We start from the raw sequence: 20,519 nt of genomic DNA on the forward strand, positions 1-20,519 counted from the left end.
CAGGCGGCGGGGGTGACCCCGTCGCCGCGCGAGGCGCGCCCCGCCGAACGCCGGCGCGGCAGCCTCTGGACCCGGTTCGAGCATCGCTGGCTGCTGGGCTTCTCGACCCTGCTCGCCATCGCCGCGACCGCGATCATGCTGGTCGAGGCCTTCAGCCGCGGCTTTCTCGACCACAGCTACTTCTGGGCCGAGGAATCCGTCCGCTACCTGATGATCTGGGCCTTCTTCCTGACGCTGGGCGCGGCCGGCCGCGGCGGCTTCCACATCCGCACCGAGATGCTGGTGGACATGCTGCCCGAGGCGCTGAAGCGGGTCTGCCACGTTCTGGCAAGCCTTGCCGGCATCGCCTTCGCGGTCATCCTCTTCGCCGCCTCGATCCCGCAGATCACCCGCTACTACACGATGGGGATGATGACGGAATCGACCCTCGACCTGCCGATGTGGGCGCTGTTCCTGGCGATGCCGATCGGCTCGGCGCTGCTCGGGCTTTACTACCTCGGCTGCCTGCTGCGCGCCTGGGCGGGCGAGGAACCCTTCGCCGCACAGCCGGGCGCCGGCGCCCTGCCGCCGCTGGCCGAGCATCCCTCCGGCGCCGTCGTCGCAAAGGAAACGCCATGACCGTCGTTCTCGCCCTGCCGGTGGCGCTGGCCTTCCTCGCGATCGGCAGCCATGTCGCGATCGCGCTCGGCCTCGTGACCGCGGTGCTGCTGCTGATGGCCGGCGGCGTGCCGACCACCGTCATCGCCCAGACCGCCTTCAAGTCGGTCAACAGCTACGCGCTGATGGCGGTGCCGATGTTCATCCTTGCCGGCAACCTGATGATGAAGGGTCGCATCGCCGACCTGATGATCGACCTCGTCGGCTCGCTGGTCCGCGCGATCCGCGGCGGGCTCGCGCAGACGGTGCTGATCACCTCGGTATTCTTCGCCGCCGTTTCGGGTTCGTCCGTCGGCTCGGCCGCGGCCATCGGCGGCTCGACCGTCGACGGGCTGAAGCGCGAGAAATATCCCGCCCGCTTCGCCGCCGCCCTCGTTGCCGTCGGCGGCACGCTGGGGCTGATGATTCCGCCCTCGCTCGGCTTTATCCTGATCGGCTCGATCGTCGGCGTCCCGATCGACAAGCTGTTCCTGGCCGGCATCGTGCCCGGAATCATGGAGGCCTGCCTGCTGATGATCGGCGTGGGCATCATGTCGCGCCGCAACGGCTACGGCGAGAAGATCGCCCGCCCCGACTGGAAACGCTTCGGCACCAACCTGCCCCGCGCCGTTCCCGCGCTGCTGATGCCGGTGCTGGTCATGGGCTCGATCTATTCGGGCTTCCTCACGCCGACCGAGACCTCGGCCTTCGCCGCCGCCTATGCCGCGCTGCTGTGCCTGCTGGTCTATCGCAGCGTCAGCCTGGGCGACATGTGGGAAACCGCCAAGGACTCGCTGCTGCAGACCACGATGATCTTCGCGGTGGTCATGGGCGGCAGTTTGATCGGCTTCGTGCTGGCGCGGATGGGCGTGTCGCAGGCCCTGATCGGCGCGCTGCATGCCGCCGACATGAGCCCCTGGATGTTCCTGCTGATCGTGAACCTGCTCTTGCTGGTGCTGGGCATGTTCCTGGACGGGATCGCGCTGATCGTGCTGACCGCGCCCCTGCTGTTCCCCGCCGCCACCGCGCTGGGCATCGACCCGATCCACTTCGCGGTGATCATGGTCGCCAATGTCGAGATCGCGACCCTCACGCCCCCGATCGGCCTGAACCTCTTCGTGATGTCGGGCATCGCCCGGATCCCGGTTCACGAGGTCGCCCGCGGGGTCATGCCCTTCTACGCCGTCCGGCTCACCGGGCTTGCGCTCATCACCTATGTCCCGGCGATCTCGCTGGCACTGGTCCACTAGGGAGGAGACCAGATGAACGAACTGACCCAGATCCCCGACCCCGAGGTCGCCACCCGCGGCACCATCGCCGAGCGGCTGGCCACCTTCACCGAGACCCTGCCGGAGCGCGAGATCCCGGCGGCCGCCCGCGAACGGGCACGCTACCTGATCCTCGATGCCGTCGGCATCGCGCTGGCCTCGACCCAATACGACTTCTCGCACCGCACCCATGCCGCGCTTGCGGGCTTCGGCGAGGGCAGCCATGACGTGATCGGCTACGGCACCCGCCTGCCGCTGCGCGACGCGGTGATGATGAACGGCTTCCTCGTTCACGGGCTCGATTACGACGACACCCACACCCGCGGCGTGATCCATGCCACCGCCAGCTGCTTCCCCACCGCGATGGGCATGGCGGCCGAAGGCGACCGCTCGGGCCGCGACCTGCTGACCGCCTATGTCGGCGGGATGGAGGTCGCGACGCGGCTCGGCTCGGTCGCCAAGGGCGGCTTCCACCAGACCGGCTTCCACCCGACCGGGCTGATCGGCGCCTTCTCCTCGGCGCTGATCGCGGGCCAGCTGCGCGGACTGACCGCCAAGCAGCTTGCCCATGCGCAGGGCATCGCGCTGTCGATGGCCTCTGGCAGCCTCGAATTCCTGCAGGACGGCGCCTGGACGAAGCGGATGCATCCCGGCTGGGCCGGGGTCGCCGGCATTACCGCCGCCGCGCTTGCCCGCGCAGGCTTCATCGGCCCCAAGGAAACCTACGAGGGGCGCTTCGGCCTTTACGCCAGCCACCTCGGCCCGCTGGCGGAGAACTGCGATCTTGCGATCGCGACCGAGGGGCTGGGCGAGGTCTGGGAGGTGAATGCGGTCGCGATCAAGCCGCTGCCCGCCTGCCACTTCACCCATGCCTGCGCCGATGCGGCGGTGACGCTGCGCGAGACCCACGGCATCCGCCCCGACCAGATCGACAGCATCCGCGCGCTGATCCCGGCCGAGGTGGTGAAGACCGTCTGCGAACCGGTGCGTCACAAGCAGAAGCCGCAGAACAGCTACGACGCGCAGTTCTCGATCCCCTTCGCCGTGGCCTCGGGCCTCGTGAAGGGTCGCTTCGGTCTGGCCGAGCTGGAGCCCGAGGCGCTGAACGACGCCGAGACGCTGAGCGTGGCGCGCAAGGTCGCCTACGAGGTCGATCCGAACTCGGCCTTCCCGAAATACTACTCGGGCGAGGTCATCGTGCGGCTGAAGGACGGCCGTGAACTGACCCACCGCGAGCACATGAACCGCGGCGCCTCGGACCGGCCGCTGAGCGGCGCCGACATCACCGCCAAGTTCCGCGAGAACGCCGCGATGGCGCTGGCCCCCTCGGGCGTGGCGCGGGTCGAAGAGGCCGTGCTGGGCCTTGATGACGGGATCTCGGCGCGCGGCCTTGCCGCCGTGCTCGCCGGCCGCTGACAGGGAGAGAGAGAATGAAAGACCAACAGGACGCCTTCGAGCAAGAAGACATGATGCTCGACATGATCGACCGGTTCCTGAAGACCGAGGTCGAGCCGCATGTCCGCAAGCTGGAAAATGACGACATCTATCCCGAAGAGATCGTCGAGAAGATGAAGGAGATGGGCCTCTTCGGCTGCATCATCGCCGAGGAATACGGCGGGCTCGGCCTGTCGACCGCGACCTATGCCCGGATCATCGAGCGGATCTCGAAGACCTGGATGTCGCTGTCGGGGATCATCAACTCGCACCTGATCATGGCCTCGGCCGTGCAGCGCGCGGGGACGCAGGGCCAGAAGGCCGAATTCCTGCCCCGCTTCGCCACCGGCGAACTGCGCGGCGGCATCGGCCTGACCGAACCCGACGCCGGCACCGACCTGCAGGCGATCCGCACCACGGCGAAACGCGACGGCGACGACTACGTGGTGAACGGCGCCAAGACCTGGATCACCAACTCGCTCTACGGCAACTGCATCGCGCTGCTGGTGAAGACCGACCCCGAGGCGCAGCCGCGCCACAAGGGGATGAGCCTGCTGATCGCCGAGAAGGGCCCGGGCTTCGAGGTGGTGCGCAAGCTCCAGAAGCTCGGCTACCGCGGCATCGACACCTGCGAACTGCTGTTCACCGACTACCGCGTTCCCTATTCGCGGCTGATCGGCGGGCAGGAGGGCCAGGGCCTGAAGCAGATCCTTTCGGGTCTGGAACTGGGCCGGATCAACGTCGCCGCGCGCGGCGTCGGCGTCGCCCGCGCCGCGATGGAAGAAAGCGTCAAGTACGCGCAGATCCGGAAAACCTTCGGCAAGCCGATCTGCGAGCATCAGGCGATCCAGCTGATGCTGGGCGAGATGGCGACGCGGGTCGAGGCCGCGCGGCTGCTGGTCGACAGCGCCGCCAAGGCCTTCGACGAGGGCAAGCGCTGCGACATGGAAGCGGGCATGGCGAAATACTTCGCGACCGAAGCCGCGCTGAAGAACGCGACCGACGCGCTGCGCATCCACGGCGGCTACGGCTATTCCAAGGAATACAACGTCGAGCGGCTCTACCGCGACGCGCCGCTGCTGACGATCGGCGAGGGCACAAACGAGATGCAGCGCATCATCATCGCCCGCCAGCTTGTCGAAAGGAACCCGGCATGAGCCTGCCCCTCGAAGGCGTCCGCATCGTCGCGGTCGAGCAATACGGGGCCGGCCCCTTCGGCACCCAGCACCTCGCCGATCTGGGCGCCGAGGTGATCAAGGTCGAGAACCCGGCCGAGGGCGGCGAGGTCGGGCGCCATGTCGGTCCCTATTTCTTCGAACCCGGTGACAGCCACTTCTTCCAGTCGTTCAACCGCAACAAGAAAAGCGTCACCATCGACCTGAAAAGCCCCGAGGGCCGCGCGGTGTTCGAGGCGCTGGTCGCAACCGCCGACGCGGTCTTCGACAACCTGCGCGGCGACCTGCCGGAACGGCTGGGCATCGATTACGCAAGCCTGAAGCACGTCAATCCGAAGATCGTCTGCTGCCATCTGTCGGCCTATGGCCGCACCGGGCCGCGCAAGGCCTGGCCGGGCTACGACTACCTGATGCAGGCCGAGGCCGGCTATTGCGCGGTGACGGGCGAGCCGGGCGGGCCGCCCGCGCGCTTCGGGATCTCGATCATCGACATGATGACCGGAACCACGGCGGCGATGGCGCTGCTGGCGGCGCTGGTCTCGGCCCGCGCCACCGGGCAGGGCCGCGACATCGACACCAGCCTGTTCGACGTGGCGCTGCACAATGTGAACTACCTCGGCACCTGGTACATGAACGACGGGATCACCACCGACCGCGCCCCGCGCGGCGCGCATCCCTCGCTGACCCCCAGCCAGATGTACCGCACCGCCGACGGCTGGATCTTCATCATGTGCAACAAGGAGAAGTTCTGGCCCGTGCTCGCCCGCGCCATCGACCGGCCCGACTGGGCGACCGACCCGCGCTTCGCAAGCTTCAAGGCCCGGCTCGCGAACCGCGACCTGCTCACGCAGGAGATGGACGCGGCGCTGTCGACCGCCACCACCGACGAATGGATGAGACGTTTCGCAGGCCAGGTGCCCGCAGCGCCGGTCTATGATGTCGCGCAGGCGCTCGATAGCGCGTATGTCCAGCAGCAGGGCATGATCGCCGAGGTGCCGCACCCGGTCCGCGGCACGATCCGCACGCTCGCCTGTCCGGTCCGCTGTCCGGGCGAAGAGCTGCCGAAACGCCCGGGCCCCCGGCTGGGGGCCGACAACGACGACATCCTCGGGCCGCTGATGCAACCGGCGCGGCCCGAGCTTCTGCGCAAGGTGCCCTGAGCCGCGATGACCCAGCCCCCCGCCCTTCCGGCCTCTGCAGGCCACCCGCGCTACATGGCGCTCGCCCAGCACCTGATGGACGAGATCGCCGCGGGCGCCTATCCGGTGGGGGGGCTCCTGCCGACCGAGTTCGACCTCTGCGCCCGCTTCGGCGTCAGCCGCCACACGGTGCGCGAGGCGATCCGGCGTCTGGCCGACCTCGGGATGGTCAGCCGGCAGGCGGGGGTGGGCACGCGGGTGCAGGCGCCCAAGGCCGCCTCGCGCTATGTCCATGCCAGCGAGGGCATCGGCGATCTCTTCCAATACGTGCGCGAGGTGAACCTGGTGATCCGCGACGCGCGCGAGGTCATCGCCGACGAGGCACTGGCCGACCTGCTGGGCTGCCGCCCGGGCCAGGCCTGGCTGCGGGTGCAGGGCGAGCGTCACGTGGCCGGCGAAGACCGCCCGATCGCGCTGGCGGAGGTCTATATCGCCTGGCCCTACCGCAAGGTGGTCGAGGGCGTGACCGAGCCCACGACGCCGATCTACGCGATGATCGAGGAAGCGCATGGCATCGTCGCAAGCGAGGTGCACCAGCAGGTCAGCGCCGTCCTGCTCGACGCCCGCGCCGCCGAGGCCTTCGGCGCGGACCCGGGCGCCGCCGGCCTGCGGGTCGAGCGGCGCTACCTGACCGCGGCGGGCGAGCTGTTCGAGCTGGCCGTCAACCTGCACCCCGGCGACCGCTTCAGCCATTCGATGGTCCTGCACCGCGAAACGCAGGGCCCGCCCTCGCTGACCCCGAAACCCTGAGACCATGCGCCAAGACTCCGTCCTTCCCCTCGTCGTCACCATCGCCGTCCAGGCGCTGGTCTCGCTCACCTCGCTGGCCGCGCCGGTGATGGCCCCCGACGCCGCGGCGACGACCGGCCTCGCCGCCGGCTCGGTCGGGATCTTCGTCGGCGTGGTCTATGCCGCGGCCTGCCTGTCCAGCCTGTGTTCAGGCGATCTCGTGAATCGCTACGGTCCGATCCGGATGAGCCAGGTCTCGCTTCTGCTCTGCGCCGCGGGCCTTGCCGCCGCGGCGACCGGCCAGCCCGCGATGATCCTCGCCGCCGCGGTGCTGATCGGGCTCGGCTACGGACCGGTGACGCCCGCCAGCTCGCATATCCTCGTGCGCACCACACCGCCGCACCGGATGGGGCTGACCTTCTCGCTGAAGCAAACCGGGGTGCCGCTGGGCGGCATGCTGGCCGGGCTGATGGTCCCGGCGCTGATCCACGGCCTTGGCTGGCAGCAGACCTGCCTGATCCTCGCCGCGCTCTGCCTCGGGATGGCGGTGCTGACCCAGTCGATCCGCGCGCTGTTCGACGACGACCGCGACCGCGCGCGCGCCCTGAACCCGCGCCGCGCGCTGGAACCGCTGGGCCGGCTGATGCGCACCCCCGCGATGCGCGACATCGGGCTCTGCTCGTTCTTCTTCGGGGCGATGCAGCTGTGTCTGACCACCTTCCTCGTCCTCTACCTGACCGAGGTGCAGCACCTGACGCTGGCCGCCGCCGGCTCGCTTCTGGCCATCGCGCAGATCGCGGGCGTCTCGGGGCGACTGCTGTGGGGCTGGATGGCCGACCGCTTCGTCGCGCCGCGGCTGCTGCTGGGGCTGCTGGGCATCGCGATGGGCGGGGCCGGCATCACCTTCGCCATGGCCGCGCCCGGCTGGCCAGTGCCGGTCTTCGCCGCCATCGCGCTGGTGTTCGGCGCCTCTGCCATCGGCTGGAACGGCGTCTTCCTGGCCGAGGTCGCGCGCCTCGCCCCCGCCGGACAGGCAGGCTCGATGACCGGCGCCAGCCTGTTCCTGACCTATTCCGGCGTCGTCGTCGGCCCGCCGGCCTTCGCCGCCATCGTCCGCCATTCCGGCAGCTACGGAACCGCGTATCTGGCGACCGGCGCCCTGCTGGCCGCCATCGGCGCCTTCCTGATCGCCACCCGCCCGCGCGGCGGAGCGCGGGCCCAGCCGGCCTGACCCTGCGCCGCCATCCCCCGACCACCTGAACCACCCGGCCCCGGGGAGGGGGCCCTGCCATGACCCATCGCACCTATCTCTTCGTCCCCGGCGACCGGCCCGAGCGCTTCGACAAGGCCGTCGCCGCCGGTCCCGACGTGACAGTCCTCGATCTCGAGGACGCGGTCCTGCCCGAGGCCAAGCCCGCCGCGCGCGAGGCGATCCGCGGCTGGCTCGTGGCGGGTGGCCGCGCCGCGGTGCGCATCAACCCGGAAGGGACCGAGTGGCATGACGAGGACGTCGCCCTGCTGTCCACCCCCGGCGTCACCCATGCGCTGGTCCCCAAGGCCGAGGACCCGGCCGCGCTCGCCCGCCTTGCCGCCGCCCTGCCAGCGGGCCTGCCGATCGTGCCGGTGATCGAAAGCGCGCTCGGCCTCTTCAACGCGCGCGAGATCGCGGCCGCGCCGGGCGTCGTGCAGCTGGCCTTCGGCTCGGTCGACTTCCAGCTCGACGCCGGGATCGAGGCCGAGGGCGAGGCGCTGCTGTATGCCCGCTCGCACCTCGTCCTCGCCTCGGCCGTGGCACGGATCGCGCCGCCGGTCGACGGGGTGACGGTCGCGCTCGACGATCCGGGCCAGCTCGAGGCCGACACGAAGCGCGCCAAGGCGCTCGGCTTCGCGGGCAAGCTCTGCATCCATCCCAAGCAGGTCGCCGGCGTCCACGCCGCCTTCGCCCCGGCAGAGGCCGAGGTGACCCGCGCCCGCGCCATCGTCGCCGCGGCCGAGGCGACGACGGCCGGGGCGATCCGGCTCGACGGCAAGCTGATCGACCGCCCAGTGGTCGAACAGGCGCGCCGGGTGCTTGCGCGCGCCTAGCCGCGCGGCTGCCGCCTGAGCCGCCCCGGCGGCAGCCCGAAACGGCTGCGGAACGCCCGGCTGAAGGCCGAGAGCGAGCCGAAGCCGCAGCGCAGCGCGATCTCGGACATCGGGTGGCGGCTGTCGGTCACCATCCGCCGCGCCGCCTGCAGGCGCAGCTCGGCCCCGTATTCGGCGGGGCCGACACCGACCTGATCGCGGAACAGGCTCTGCAGACGCCGCAGCGACAGGCCCACCGCCGCCGCCGTCTCGCCGGCGCTTTCGGGCGCGTCGAGCCGCGTCTCCATCCGCGCGATCGCGGCGGTGACGCGGGGATCGCCGCCCTCGGGCCGGCCCGCGGCAATCGCGGTCAGCTGGCTTTCCGCCCCGGCCCGGCGCGAGGTGATGAAGGTCCCCGCCACCTGCATCGCCAGCGCCACGCCATAGCGCGCCGCGATCAGTTCCAGCATCAGGTCCTGCGCCGGCCCCGCGCCGCCCGCGCTCAGCCGCCGGCCGGCGACGACATGGCGGTCGGGCACCACCTCGACTCCCGGATGGGCCGCCGCGAAATCCTCGAGATCCTCCCAATGCGTGGTGACCCGCGCCCCGTCGAGCAGGCCCGCCGCCGCCAGAAGCCAGCCGCCGCTGTCGATCGCGCCCAGCATCCCCACCCCCTTCGCGGCGCGGCGCAGGCTGCGCACCAGCGCGCCCGTCGCCATCTCCTTCGCGCCATAGCCCGCCAGCACCAGCAGCAGGTCGGGCGGCGCCAGATCGGCCAACGCCACCTCGGCCGGCAGGTCGATCCCGCAGGTCAGCGCCACCGGCCCGCCATCGCCCGACACGATCCGCCAGCGGAACGCCCGCGCGCCCAGATGCCGGTTCGCCGCGCGCAGGGGATCGATCACCGAGCCCAGCGTCAGCAGCGAGGCCTGCGGCAGCACCAGCACCGCGATCTCGAGCGGGCCCGAGGCCGGGGCGAAGACGGAGGCAGCAGAAATCGGGCGACGGGTGGCGCTATCGGTCATATTCGCAGCGTGATCGGTCAAACACCGCCATGCAAGAGGTTTAGCTTCGGCCCCAACAAAGGAGTGTCCGATGCCGCTGTCCCCGAATCGCGAAACCTTCATCACCTGCGCCGTCACCGGCTCGGGCGGGACGCAGGACCGCAGCCCGCATGTGCCGCGCTCGCCGGCGCAGATCGCCGAAAGCGCCATCGCCGCCGCCAAGGCCGGGGCCGCGATCGTCCATTGCCACGTCCGCGACCCCGAGACCGGCGCGCCGTCGCGCGATCCGGCGCTGTACCGCGAAGTCACCGAGCGCATCCGCGACAGCGACACCGACGTGGTGCTGAACCTGACCGCTGGCATGGGCGGCGACATGGTCTTCGGCGACGTGGAAAGCCCTCTGCCGCTGAAGGCGCAGGGCACCGACATGGGCGGCGCCACCGACCGGATGCGCCACATCGCCGACTGCCTGCCAGAGATCTGCACGCTCGACTGCGGCACGATGAACTTCGCCGAGGCCGATTACGTCATGACCAACACCCCCGGCATGTTGCGGGCGATGGGCGGGATGATGACGAAGCTGGGCGTGAAGCCCGAGATCGAGGCCTTCGACACCGGCCACCTGTGGTTCGCCAAGCAGCTCGTGGAAGAGGGCACGCTGGCCGGCCCGGCACTGGTGCAGCTGTGCATGGGCGTGCCGTGGGGCGCACCCGACGATCTGAACACCTTCCTCGCGATGGTGAACAACGTGCCCGCCGACTGGACCTGGTCGGCCTTCTCGCTCGGGCGCCACCAGATGCCCTTCGTCGCGGCCTCGGTGCTGGCCGGCGGCAACGTCCGCGTCGGGCTCGAGGACAACCTCTGGCTGGGCAAGGGCCAGCTCGCCACCAATGCGCAGCTGGTGGAACGGGCGGTGACGATCATCGAGAACCTCGGCAGCCGCGTCATCGGCCCCGACGAGGTGCGCGCGAAGCTTGGCCTGACGAAACGCGCGCCCGTGCGGGTGGCGGCATGAAGGCCGCGATCGTCGGCGGCGGCGTCATCGGCGGCGGCTGGGCCGCGCGCTTCCTGCTGAACGGCTGGGACGTGGCGGTCTTCGACCCCGACCCGGAAGCCGAACGCAAGATCGCCGCCGTGCTGTCGAACGCCCGTGCCGCCCTGCCGCTGCTGTCGGACACCGGACTGCCGGCCGAGGGTCGGCTGACCTTCCCCGCCACGCTGGCCGAGGCGGTGACCGGCGCCGACTACATTCAGGAGTCCGTTTCCGAGCGGCTCGACCTCAAGCACCGGGTGCTGGCAGAGATCCAGAAAGCCAACCCCACGGCACCGATCGGCTCGTCGACCTCGGGGTTCAAGCCGTCGGAGCTGCAGCAGGGCGCGCTGAACCCGGCCACGATCTTCGTGGCCCACCCCTTCAATCCGGTCTACCTGCTGCCGCTGGCCGAGATCGTGCCCTCGCCCGCCTCCTCCCCCGACTTCATCGCGCAGGTGCAAGAGACGCTGCGCGGCATCGGGATGTTCCCGCTGCACATCCGGAAGGAGATCGACGCCCATATCGGCGACCGCCTGCTCGAGGCGCTGTGGCGCGAGGCGCTGTGGCTGGTGCATGACGGCATCGCCACGACCGAGGAGATCGACGAGGTCATCCGCATGTCCTTCGGCCTGCGCTGGGCGCAGATGGGCCTGTTCGAGACCTATCGCATCGCCGGAGGCGAGCCCGGGATGAAGCATTTCATGGCCCAGTTCGGCCCGGCGCTGGCCTGGCCCTGGACCAAGCTGATGGACGTGCCACCCTTCGACGATGCGCTGGTGGACCTGATCGCCGGCCAGTCCGACGCGCAGTCCGGCCACCACTCGATCCGGGAACTGGAACGGATCCGCGACGGCAATCTCGTGGCCTTCCTGCGCGCGCTGAAGGACCGCGACTGGGGGGCGGGCCGGGTCTTCAACGACCATGACCGGCGGCTCGCGGCGGCGGCGCCTGCGGCGCCAGTCCAGCAAAATCCGATGGTTACCGCCCGGATGGTGGTGCTTCCCAGCTGGATCGACTACAACGGCCACATGACGGAAAGCCGCTATCTCTTCGCGGGCTCGCAGACCATCGACGCCTTCCTCGCCAAGATCGGCGCCGGGCTCGACTATGTCGCGGCGGGCAAGAGCTACTACACGGCCGAAAGCCACATCCGTCATCTCGACGAGGCGAAGGCGGGCGAGGGGCTGAGCGGATCCGTGCAGGTGCTGGCCGCGGACGACAAGCGCCTGCATGTCTGGATCAGCCTGACCCGCGACCGCGACGGGGTCGAGGTGGCGACGATCGAGCAGATGCTGCTGCATGTCGCCATGGCCGAGGGCCGCACCTGCCCCGCCGATCCGCAGGTCCTCGCGACGCTCTCGCCGATCGCCGCCGCCCATGCTGACCTGCCCCGCCCCGAACACGCCGGGCGTCATGTCGGCCAGCGAAAGCCCATCCCTGCATGAAGGCCTGCCCATGAAGATCGCCACCGACCTGCCGCACGAGGTCACCGAGACGCCGCATCTCTGGATCCCGCTCAAGGACGGGACCCGGCTCGCGGCCCGTCTGTGGATGCCCGAAGGCGCGGGACAGGTGCCGGCGATCCTCGAATACCTGCCCTACCGCCGCCGTGACGGGACGGCGGTGCGCGACCAGCTGACCCATCCGTGGTTCGCCGGCCACGGCTATGCCTGCCTGCGCGTCGACATGCGCGGCAATGGCGACAGCGACGGGCTGATGGCCGACGAATACACCGCGCTCGAACAGTCCGACGCGGTCGAGGTCATCGACTGGATCGCCGCGCAGCCCTGGTCGAACGGCGCGGTGGGCATGATGGGGATCAGCTGGGGCGGGTTCAATGCGCTGCAGGTCGCGGCGCTGGCGCCCGAACCGCTGAAGGCCATCGTCACGCTGTGCTCGACCACCGACCGCTACGCCGACGACATCCACTACAAGGGCGGCTGCATGCTCACCGAGAACCTCGGCTGGGCGGCGACGATGTGGTCCTTCTCGTCGCGCGCGCCCGACCCGGCGATCCGCGACGACTGGCGCGCGGTCTGGCTCGACCGGCTGGAAAGCGAGCCGTTCCTGGCGAAGACCTGGTTCGCGCACCAGACCCGCGACGGCTACTGGAAGCACGGCTCGGTCTGCGAGGATTATTCCGCGATCAAGGCCGCGGTGATGGCGGTCGGCGGCTGGGGCGACAGCTACAAGAACGCGGTGCCGCAGCTGGTCGAGAACATCGAGGGGCCCGTCCGCGGCATCAACGGCCCCTGGATGCACAAATATCCGCATTTCGCCTATCCAGAACCGCGCATCGGCTTCCTGCAAGAGGCGAAGGGCTTCTGGGACACGCATCTGAAGGGCCTGCCCGACCCCGGCCGACCGGCCTATGCGATGTACCTGCTGGACGGCGCCGCGCCCTCGACCTGGTACACCCACCGCCCCGGCCGCTGGATCGCCGAGCCCGCCTGGCCCGGCCCGAATGTCACGGAACAGAGCCTGCCCCTGGGTCAGACCCCGCAAGGCCACGGCACGCTGGGCGCCGCGCCCGCGCCCTTCGCGGCACTGGTGGCGAGCCCCGAGCATTGCGGCATGGACGCGGGCGAGTACTGCGCGATCTTCCTCGGGCCAGAGATGCCGGGCGACCAGCGTCGCGACGACGCGCTGTCGGTCACCTTCGACAGCGCGGCGCTGGCGCAGACCGACATCGTCGGCGCCCCGTCGGTGACCCTGCGCCTGCGCTCTGACACGCCGGTCGCGCATCTGGCGGTGCGGCTGAACCACCTGCTGCCCGACGGCGCCGCGACGCGGATCACCTGGGGGCTACTGAACCTCTGCCAGCGCAACTCGCGCGAGCACCCAGAGGCGCTGACCCCCGGCGAAGAGATCGAGGTGACGATCCCCCTCGACCACATCGCCTATCGCCTGCCCGAAGGCCACCGGCTGCGGGTCTCGGTCTCGACCAGCTACTGGCCGATGATCTGGCCCTCGCCCGAACCTGCCCGCGTCACCCTGACCGGCGGCGCGCTGGCGCTGCCCATCCGACCCTCGGGCGACGGCGACGAGCTGACCTTCCCGCCGCCCGAGGCCGCGCCGCCGCTGGCGCTGCAGGAGATCCGCCCCGAGGCACACACCCGCCGGACAGAGATCGACCAGCGCACGGGCGTGGTTTCGCTGATCATCGAGGACGATTTCGGCAAGGCGCGCGACCCGAACCACGGGCTGATCGCGGGTTCCACCTTGCGCGAATGGTGGGACATCCACCCCGACGACCCGCTGTCGGCCCGCGGCCGCACCCACTGGACGCAGGAAATCGAGCGCGACGGCACGTCCCTGCGCACCGAGGCCTTCACCGCGCTGCACTCGGATGCGACCACCTTCCACCTCTCGGGCCGGATCGAGGCCTGGGAGAACGACCGCCTGATCTACGCCCGCGACGTGACCGAGACGGTCCCGCGCGACCATCTTTGACCACCCCGCAGGAAAACATTGCCGCAAGGCGTGAAATCACGATTAATTGACGCATCAATCAAGAGTCGCTGCCACGACGCCGCGACCGTGACCCAGGGAGACCACCGCATGTCCAACGAACTCGACTGGATGCTGGCGCGCACCATCGCCGGCCGGATGAACCGCCGCGCCTTCATCGGCCGCGCCACCGCACTGGGGCTGACCGCCACCGCCGCCAACGGCCTGCTGGCCCAGGGCGCGCGCGCGCAGGGCACCCCGAAGAAGGGCGGCACGCTGAAGATCGGGATGCAGGGCGGCGGCTCGACCGACAGCCTCGACCCGGCGCTGGCGGCGAACCAGGTCACCTTCCAGCTGCTGCGCATGTTCGGCGAGCCGCTCGTCGAACTGACGCCCGAGGGCGCGCTCGACATGCGGCTGGCCACCGACGTGTCCTCGACCCCCGACGCCAAGACCTGGAGCTTCGCGATCCGCAAGGGCGTGACCTTCCACGACGGCTCGAAGCTGACGCCCGACGACGTGGTCGCGACCCTGAAGCGCCATTCCGACGAGAAGTCGCAATCGGGCGCGCTGGGGCTGATGAAGGGCATCTCGTCGATGAAGGTCGACGGCGACAACGTGGTGATCGAGCTCGAGGCGCCGAACGCCGACCTGCCCTACCTGATGGCCGACTACCACCTGCTGATCCAGCCGAAGGGCGGCGTCGATGCGCCCGCCGCCGGCGTCGGCACCGGCGCCTACAAGGTCGCCTCGCACGAGCCCGGCGTCCGCGCGGTCTTCGAGAAGTTCGACGGCTACTGGGATGACAAGCTGGGCCATTTCGACTCGGTCGAGATCCTGGTGATCAACGACAACACCGCCCGTTCCTCGGCGCTGCAATCGGGCCAGGTGCACCTGATCAACCGCATCGACCCGAAGGTCGCGGGCCTGATGAGCCGCGCCCCGAACCTGACCGTGACCAACGTCTCGGGCCGCGGGCACTACGTCTTCATCATGCATTGCGACACCGCGCCCTTCGACAACCCGGATCTGCGCATGGCGCTGAAGCTGGCGGTCAACCGGCAGGAAATGGTCGACAAGATCCTGATGGGCTACGGCTCGGTCGGCAACGACTTCCCGATCAACGCCGCCTACCCGCTGTTCGACGCCTCGATCCCGCAGCGCGAATACGATCCCGAACAGGCCGCGGCGCTTTACAAGAAATCGGGCCACGACGGCTCGCCGATCCTGATGTCCTGCTCGGACGTGGCCTTCGCCGGCGCGATGGACGCCGCCGCGCTCTTCCAGCAGTCGGCCCAGGCCGCCGGCATCCCGCTGCAGATCCAGCGCGAGCCCGGCGACGGCTACTGGTCGGACGTCTGGAACGTGAAGCCGTTCAGCGCCTCGTACTGGGGCGGGCGCCCGGTGCAGGACCAGATGTATTCGACGGCCTACCTGTCCACCGCCGACTGGAACGACACCCGCTTCAAGAACGCCGAGTTCGACGACCTGCTGATGAAGGCCCGCGGCGAGCTGGATGAGGCCAAGCGCAAAGAGATGTATGGCCGCATGGCGATGCTGGTGCGCGACGACGGCGGCCTGATCCTGCCGATGTTCAACGACTTCATCTCGGCCAACTCGAAGGACCTGATGGGCTGGCTCGACGATCCGAACCAGGACTTCATGAACGGCTACGCGCCGCACAAGTGCTGGTTCGCCTGAGGTCCGGCCCTTGAGCATCCATCCCGTCGCCAGACTGCTGGCCCAGCGCATCGCGCTGGGCCTCGTCCTCCTGTTCGCCGCCTCGATCCTGATCTTCGCCGGCACCCAGATCCTGCCCGGCGACGTGGCACAATCCATCCTCGGCCAGTCCGCGACGCCGCAGGCGCTGGCCAACCTGCGCGCCCAGCTCGGCCTCGACCAGCCGGCGATGACCCGCTACCTCGCCTGGGCGGGCGGCGTGCTGCACGGCGATCTCGGCAAGGCGCTGACCAACGGTCAGGACATCGCCACCGCCATGTCGCAGCGGCTCGGCAACACGCTGTTCCTTGCCGGGGCCGCCGCGGTGATCGCGGTGCCGCTGGCGCTGATCCTCGGGCTCGTCTCGGTGCGCTACCGCGGCCGCTGGCCCGACCGCGTGATCTCGGCCGTCACCCTCTCGACCGTCTCGGTCCCCGAATTCCTGCTCGGCTATCTCGCGATGTTCTTTTTCGCGGTCCAGTACCGGGTCTTCCCCTCGGTCTCGACCGTCTACGATTCCATGGGCTTCTTCGAAAAGCTGCACGCGATCGGCCTGCCGGTGATGGTCCTCGTGCTCGTGGTCCTTGGCCACATGATGCGCATGACCCGCGCCGCGATCCTGAACGTGATGCAGTCGGCCTATGTGGAAACGGCCGAGCTGAAGGGCCTGCGCCCCTTCACCATCATCGCCCGCCACGCGCTGCCGAACGCGGTGGCGCCGGTCGTCAACGTCATCATGCTGAACATGGCCTATCTCGTGGTCGGCGTCGTGGTGGTCGAGGTGGTCTTCGTCTATCCCGGCATGGGCCAATACCTCGTCGACCATGTCGCCAAGCGTGACGTGCCGGTGGTGCAGGCCTGCGGTCTGGTGTTCGCCGCCGTCTACATCGGGCTGAACATGCTGGCGGACCTCGTCGCCATCCTTGCCAACCCGCGCCTGAGGCACCCCAGATGAGCCGCATCCCCCTGTCGGCCCTGATCGGCCTCATCCTCACCGCGGCCTATTTCCTGGCCGCCGTCTTCGCCTCGCTGATCGCCCCCTACGGCATGGCCGAGATCGCCGGCGGCGTGTGGGAGCCGATGTCGGCCACCCACTGGCTTGGCACCGACTCCATCGGCCGCGATCTCCTGTCCCGGATGATCTACGGCGGGCAGGTCACGATCTTCGTCGCCACCGCGGCGACGCTGGTGGCCTTCACCACCGGCGCGCTGCTGGGCTTCATCGCCGCGGTGTCGGGCGGCTGGGTCGATCAGGTGCTGTCGCGGCTCGTCGATCTGTTCATGTCGATCCCGGCGCTGATCCTCGCGCTCGTGATCCTCTCGGTGATGCCGGTCACCCTGCCGGTGCTGATCGCGGTCATGGGGCTGATCGAGTCGACCCGCGTCTTCCGCCTCGCCCGCGCCGTCGCCGTCGACATCGCGGTGATGGACTATGTCGAGGCCGCCCGCCTGCGCGGCGAGGGCCTCGGCTGGGTCATCTTCCGCGAGATCCTGCCCAATGCCCTGTCGCCGCTGGTGGCCGAGGCGGGCCTGCGCTTCATCTTCATGGTGCTCTTCATCTCGACCCTGTCGTTCCTCGGCCTCGGCGTGCAGCCGCCGCTCGCCGACTGGGGCGGCATCGTGAAGGAGAACAAGGACGGCATCGTCTATGGCGTGCCCGCCGCGCTGATCCCGGCCGTCGCCATCGCGACGCTGGCGATCTCGGTCAACCTCGTGGCCGACTGGATCCTCAATCGCACCACCAGCCTCAAGGGGGGCCGCGGATGACCGACCTTCTCGAAATCCGCGACCTGAAGATCGAGGCGACCTCCTATCCGCCGGGCGAGCCCCCGCGCGAGGTCACGCTGGTCGAGGGCGTCTCGCTGAAGCTTCCCAAGGGCCGCGTCATGGGCCTGATCGGCGAAAGCGGCGCCGGCAAGTCGACCATCGGCCTCTCGACGCTGGCCTATGGTCGCGGCGGGGTGCGGATCACCGGCGGCCGCGTTGTGCTGAACGGACAGGACATCCTGACCCTTGCCCCCGGCGCGCTGCGAAAGCTGCGCGGCAAGACCGTCACCTATGTCGCGCAATCCGCCGCCGCCTCGTTCAACCCGGCGAAGAAGCTGATCGACCAGGTGATCGAGACGACGCTCGCCGCCGGCGTCCCGAAACCGCAGGCCCGCGCCCGCGCGGTCGAACTGTTCCGCAAGCTCTCGCTGCCCGCGCCCGAGACGATCGGCGAGCGCTTCCCGCATCAGGTCTCGGGCGGGCAACTGCAGCGGGTGATGACGGCGATGGCGCTCTGCCCGAAGCCGGAACTGGTGATCTTCGACGAACCCACCACCGCGCTCGACGTCACCACCCAGATCGACGTGCTGGCCGCGATCAAGGCCGCGATCCGCGACGAGGGCGTGGCCGCGCTCTACATCACCCACGACCTCGCCGTGGTCGCCCAGATCGCGGACGAGATCATGGTGCTGCGCCACGGGAAGATGGTCGAGCTGGGCGACACCGGCCAGATCATCACCGCGCCCCGCGAAGGCTACACCCGCGATCTCGTCTCGGTCCGCCAGATCGAGCATCCCGAAAAGCCGCAGGCGGCCGAGCCGGTGCTGACCATCGCCGGCATCTCGGCGCGCTACGGCCGCTCGGGCCCGCAGGTGCTCTCGGATGTCTCGGCGGTGCTGCCGCAGGGCCAGACCCTTGCGGTGGTGGGCGAAAGCGGCTCTGGCAAATCGACCCTCGCCCGGGTGATCACCGGCCTGCTGCCGCCCGGCGACGGCACGATCACCTTCGCGGGCCGTACCCTGTCGCCGGCGATGGCGGGCCGCTCGCGCGACGACCTGCGCGAGCTGCAGATGATCTACCAGATGGCCGACACGGCCATGAACCCACGCCAGACCGTGGCCACGATCATCGGCCGCCCGCTCGAATTCTACTTCGGCCTGAAGGGCGCCGAGAAGCAGGCCCGCGTCACCGCCCTGCTGGAAGAGATCGAGCTTGGCCCGAAATTCGCCGACCGCTACCCGGCGGAACTGTCGGGCGGCCAGAAGCAGCGGGTCTGCATCGCCCGCGCGCTGGCCGCGAAGCCAAGGCTGATCATCTGCGACGAGGTCACCTCGGCCCTCGACCCGCTGGTGGCAGACGGGATCCTGAAGCTGCTGATGGACCTGCAGCGCGACGAGGGCGTGGCCTATCTCTTCATCACCCACGACATCGCGACGGTGCGCGCCATCGCCGACCGGATCATGGTGATGCACCGCGGCAAGGTCGTGCGCTCCGGCCCCAAGGCCGAGGTGCTGGCGCCGCCCTTCGACGCCTACACGGACCTGCTGCTCGCCTCGGTTCCCGAGATGCGGCAGGGCTGGCTCGAACAGGTCGTGCAGGGCCGCCGCATGGCCGCCGGCGGCGAATAGCGCGCCCTCAAGGCCTTCGCATCGGCGCAAGTATCCCGGGGGTGAATTGCCCCGGAACGGGGCAAGAGGGGGCAGCGCCCCCTCCCCCGTCGCGCTCAGCCCAGCGGCACCGGGGCGGTGGCCACCGCCGCCGCCAGCATCACCAGCGCCACGAGCACCGACCATTTCAGCGTGAAGCGCAGATGCGCGCCGAACTCGACCTTCGCCAGTCCGACCAGCACATAGGCCGCCGGGACCAGCGGGCTCAGCATGTGCACCGGCTGCCCGACCAGCGAGGCGCGGGCGATCACCTCGGGCGCGATGCCATAGGCCGCCGCCGCCTGCGCCAGCACCGGCACCACCCCGAAGTAGAAGGCGTCGTTCGACAGGAAGAAGGTGAAGGGCGCCGACAGCAGCGCGGTGATCAGCGGGATGTAGCTGCCCGCCTGCGCGGGGATCAGCGCCACCACGCTCTGCGCCAGCGCGTCGGTCATCCCGGTGCCCATCATGATCCCGGTGAAGGCCCCGGCCCCGAACACCACCGAAACGACGGCCAGAACCGAGCCGGCATGGGCGGCGATGCGCTCGCGCTGCGCCTCGACATTGGGAAAGTTCACCAGCATCGCGATCGCGAAGCCGACCATGAACACCAGCGCCAGCGGCATCACGTCCAGCACCAGCAGCACCATCATCGCCAGCGTCAGCACGATGTTGAACGCCTGCAGCCAGCGCGGCCGGCTGACGATGCCGCGGGTCGAGTCCTCGACCTGCCGCGCAAGATCCGCCGCCCCGAAGCCCTCGGCCGACAGCGTGCCCAGCCGCCGCCGCTCGCCCAGTCCCAGCCAGGCCGCGATCAGCAGCGCCGCCAGGCAGGCGATCGCCATCGCCGGCAGCAGCGGCACGAAGGTGTTGCCGACATCGGTGTGCAGCGAGGACATCACCCGCGCCGTCGGCCCGCCCCAGGGCGCGACGTTGATGATCGCGTTCGGGATCACCGTCACCGCCGGCAGGATCAGCGGGTTGATCCCCAGCCGCTGGTGCAGCGGCATCATCGCGGTGACGACCAGCAGGTAGGTGGTCGAGCCGTCCCCGTCGAGCGAGATCGCCATCGACAGCGCGCAGGTGCCCACGACCACCCGCAGCGGATCGCCATGGCAGCTGCGCACCACCAGCCGGACCAGCGGGTCGAACAGGCCCACGTCGATCATCATCGCGAAATACAGGATCGCGAACAGCAGCAGCACCGCGGTGGGGGCGATCTTGCGCATCCCGTCCATGACCAGCGTCGGGATCTCGGGGCCGAAGCCCGCAAGCAGCGCGAAGACGATGGGCACAAGGATCAGGCCGATCAGCGCCGACAGGCGTCCGGTCATGATGGCGGCCATGAAGGTCAGGATCATGGCATAGGCTAGGAACGTGAGCACGTGACTTCCT

17 protein-coding genes are annotated in these 20,519 nt (G+C 69.7%); 15 read left to right on the forward strand and 2 right to left on the reverse strand.

Annotated elements, in window-relative coordinates:
- Positions 1-12: 12 nt before the first annotated feature.
- Genes V8J36_RS16675 through V8J36_RS16710 form a run of 8 tightly spaced genes read left to right on the forward strand, consistent with a single transcriptional unit; the run spans position 13 to position 8,526 of the window.
- The gene (locus tag V8J36_RS16675; protein WP_336468452.1) at positions 13-618 is read left to right on the forward strand and encodes a TRAP transporter small permease; all 606 of its coding nucleotides are present in this window, start codon (positions 13-15) and stop codon (positions 616-618) included.
- Positions 615-1,886, forward strand: coding sequence for a TRAP transporter large permease (locus V8J36_RS16680; protein ID WP_336468453.1), 1,272 nt, complete (start codon positions 615-617; stop codon positions 1,884-1,886). The genes V8J36_RS16675 and V8J36_RS16680 overlap by 4 nt, the downstream gene beginning before the upstream one ends.
- A gap of 12 nt (positions 1,887-1,898) precedes the next feature.
- Entirely contained in the window at positions 1,899-3,320 is a 1,422-nt protein-coding gene (locus V8J36_RS16685; RefSeq protein WP_336468454.1) for an MmgE/PrpD family protein, read from the forward strand.
- 14 nt (positions 3,321-3,334) lie between these two features.
- Positions 3,335-4,495, forward strand: a complete 1,161-nt coding sequence (locus V8J36_RS16690) for an acyl-CoA dehydrogenase family protein (RefSeq protein ID WP_336468455.1) — start codon at positions 3,335-3,337, stop codon at positions 4,493-4,495.
- A complete protein-coding gene (locus tag V8J36_RS16695) occupies positions 4,492-5,673 on the forward strand; it encodes a CaiB/BaiF CoA transferase family protein (protein WP_336468456.1) in 1,182 nt (393 codons plus the stop codon). Before V8J36_RS16690 ends, V8J36_RS16695 begins: the two co-directional genes overlap by 4 nt.
- A gap of 6 nt (positions 5,674-5,679) precedes the next feature.
- A complete protein-coding gene (locus tag V8J36_RS16700) occupies positions 5,680-6,462 on the forward strand; it encodes a GntR family transcriptional regulator (protein WP_336468457.1) in 783 nt (260 codons plus the stop codon).
- 4 nt (positions 6,463-6,466) lie between these two features.
- Positions 6,467-7,672 carry an MFS transporter gene (locus V8J36_RS16705; RefSeq protein ID WP_336468458.1) on the forward strand — a complete coding sequence of 402 codons (1,206 nt, stop codon included), beginning with the start codon at positions 6,467-6,469 and terminating at the stop codon, positions 7,670-7,672.
- 59 nt (positions 7,673-7,731) lie between these two features.
- A complete protein-coding gene (locus V8J36_RS16710; RefSeq protein ID WP_336468459.1) occupies positions 7,732-8,526 on the forward strand; it encodes an HpcH/HpaI aldolase/citrate lyase family protein in 795 nt (264 codons plus the stop codon).
- Here V8J36_RS16710 and V8J36_RS16715 read toward each other — a convergent pair.
- A complete protein-coding gene (locus V8J36_RS16715) occupies positions 8,523-9,530 on the reverse strand; it encodes a GlxA family transcriptional regulator (protein ID WP_336468460.1) in 1,008 nt (335 codons plus the stop codon). The genes V8J36_RS16710 and V8J36_RS16715 overlap by 4 nt on opposite strands.
- 70 nt (positions 9,531-9,600) lie before the next feature.
- Here V8J36_RS16715 and V8J36_RS16720 point away from each other — a divergent pair, with 70 nt between their 5' ends.
- From V8J36_RS16720 to V8J36_RS16750, 7 genes are all read left to right on the forward strand, one after another.
- Positions 9,601-10,524 carry a 3-keto-5-aminohexanoate cleavage protein gene (locus V8J36_RS16720; protein WP_336468461.1) on the forward strand — a complete coding sequence of 308 codons (924 nt, stop codon included), beginning with the start codon at positions 9,601-9,603 and terminating at the stop codon, positions 10,522-10,524.
- Positions 10,521-11,987, forward strand: coding sequence for a carnitine 3-dehydrogenase (locus V8J36_RS16725; RefSeq protein WP_336468462.1), 1,467 nt, complete (start codon positions 10,521-10,523; stop codon positions 11,985-11,987). Before V8J36_RS16720 ends, V8J36_RS16725 begins: the two co-directional genes overlap by 4 nt.
- A 10-nt stretch (positions 11,988-11,997) precedes the next feature.
- The gene (locus tag V8J36_RS16730) at positions 11,998-13,995 is read left to right on the forward strand and encodes a CocE/NonD family hydrolase (RefSeq protein ID WP_336468463.1); all 1,998 of its coding nucleotides are present in this window, start codon (positions 11,998-12,000) and stop codon (positions 13,993-13,995) included.
- A 108-nt stretch (positions 13,996-14,103) separates the two neighbouring features.
- Positions 14,104-15,693, forward strand: a complete 1,590-nt coding sequence (locus V8J36_RS16735) for an ABC transporter substrate-binding protein (protein ID WP_336468464.1) — start codon at positions 14,104-14,106, stop codon at positions 15,691-15,693.
- A gap of 16 nt (positions 15,694-15,709) precedes the next feature.
- Complete coding sequence (locus tag V8J36_RS16740; protein ID WP_336468535.1) at positions 15,710-16,666, forward strand: ABC transporter permease; 957 nt, start codon at positions 15,710-15,712, stop codon at positions 16,664-16,666.
- Complete coding sequence (locus tag V8J36_RS16745; RefSeq protein ID WP_336468465.1) at positions 16,663-17,478, forward strand: ABC transporter permease; 816 nt, start codon at positions 16,663-16,665, stop codon at positions 17,476-17,478. The genes V8J36_RS16740 and V8J36_RS16745 overlap by 4 nt, the downstream gene beginning before the upstream one ends.
- Positions 17,475-19,106 carry an ABC transporter ATP-binding protein gene (locus tag V8J36_RS16750; RefSeq protein WP_336468466.1) on the forward strand — a complete coding sequence of 544 codons (1,632 nt, stop codon included), beginning with the start codon at positions 17,475-17,477 and terminating at the stop codon, positions 19,104-19,106. Before V8J36_RS16745 ends, V8J36_RS16750 begins: the two co-directional genes overlap by 4 nt.
- Before the next feature lie 95 nt (positions 19,107-19,201).
- On the opposite strand, the gene V8J36_RS16755 is transcribed toward V8J36_RS16750, so the two are convergent.
- Positions 19,202-20,509: a CitMHS family transporter gene (locus V8J36_RS16755; protein WP_336468467.1), complete on the reverse strand. Its 1,308-nt coding sequence runs from the start codon at positions 20,507-20,509 to the stop codon at positions 19,202-19,204.
- Between the last annotated feature and the right edge of the window lie 10 nt (positions 20,510-20,519).

It is taken from the genome of Frigidibacter sp. MR17.14, from assembly GCF_037095735.1.
Taxonomy (GTDB): Bacteria; Pseudomonadota; Alphaproteobacteria; order Rhodobacterales; family Rhodobacteraceae; genus Frigidibacter.

Coding starts and splice junctions, on each gene's coding strand:
- V8J36_RS16680 (WP_336468453.1), top strand. CDS start 615: ATGACCGTCGTTCTCGCCCTGCCGGTGGCGCTGGCCTTCCTCGCGATC.
- V8J36_RS16685 (WP_336468454.1), top strand. CDS start 1,899: ATGAACGAACTGACCCAGATCCCCGACCCCGAGGTCGCCACCCGCGGC.
- V8J36_RS16690 (WP_336468455.1), top strand. CDS start 3,335: ATGAAAGACCAACAGGACGCCTTCGAGCAAGAAGACATGATGCTCGAC.
- V8J36_RS16695 (WP_336468456.1), top strand. CDS start 4,492: ATGAGCCTGCCCCTCGAAGGCGTCCGCATCGTCGCGGTCGAGCAATAC.
- V8J36_RS16700 (WP_336468457.1), top strand. CDS start 5,680: ATGACCCAGCCCCCCGCCCTTCCGGCCTCTGCAGGCCACCCGCGCTAC.
- V8J36_RS16705 (WP_336468458.1), top strand. CDS start 6,467: ATGCGCCAAGACTCCGTCCTTCCCCTCGTCGTCACCATCGCCGTCCAG.
- V8J36_RS16710 (WP_336468459.1), top strand. CDS start 7,732: ATGACCCATCGCACCTATCTCTTCGTCCCCGGCGACCGGCCCGAGCGC.
- V8J36_RS16715 (WP_336468460.1), bottom strand. CDS start 9,530: ATGACCGATAGCGCCACCCGTCGCCCGATTTCTGCTGCCTCCGTCTTC.
- V8J36_RS16720 (WP_336468461.1), top strand. CDS start 9,601: ATGCCGCTGTCCCCGAATCGCGAAACCTTCATCACCTGCGCCGTCACC.
- V8J36_RS16725 (WP_336468462.1), top strand. CDS start 10,521: ATGAAGGCCGCGATCGTCGGCGGCGGCGTCATCGGCGGCGGCTGGGCC.
- V8J36_RS16730 (WP_336468463.1), top strand. CDS start 11,998: ATGAAGATCGCCACCGACCTGCCGCACGAGGTCACCGAGACGCCGCAT.
- V8J36_RS16735 (WP_336468464.1), top strand. CDS start 14,104: ATGTCCAACGAACTCGACTGGATGCTGGCGCGCACCATCGCCGGCCGG.
- V8J36_RS16745 (WP_336468465.1), top strand. CDS start 16,663: ATGAGCCGCATCCCCCTGTCGGCCCTGATCGGCCTCATCCTCACCGCG.
- V8J36_RS16750 (WP_336468466.1), top strand. CDS start 17,475: ATGACCGACCTTCTCGAAATCCGCGACCTGAAGATCGAGGCGACCTCC.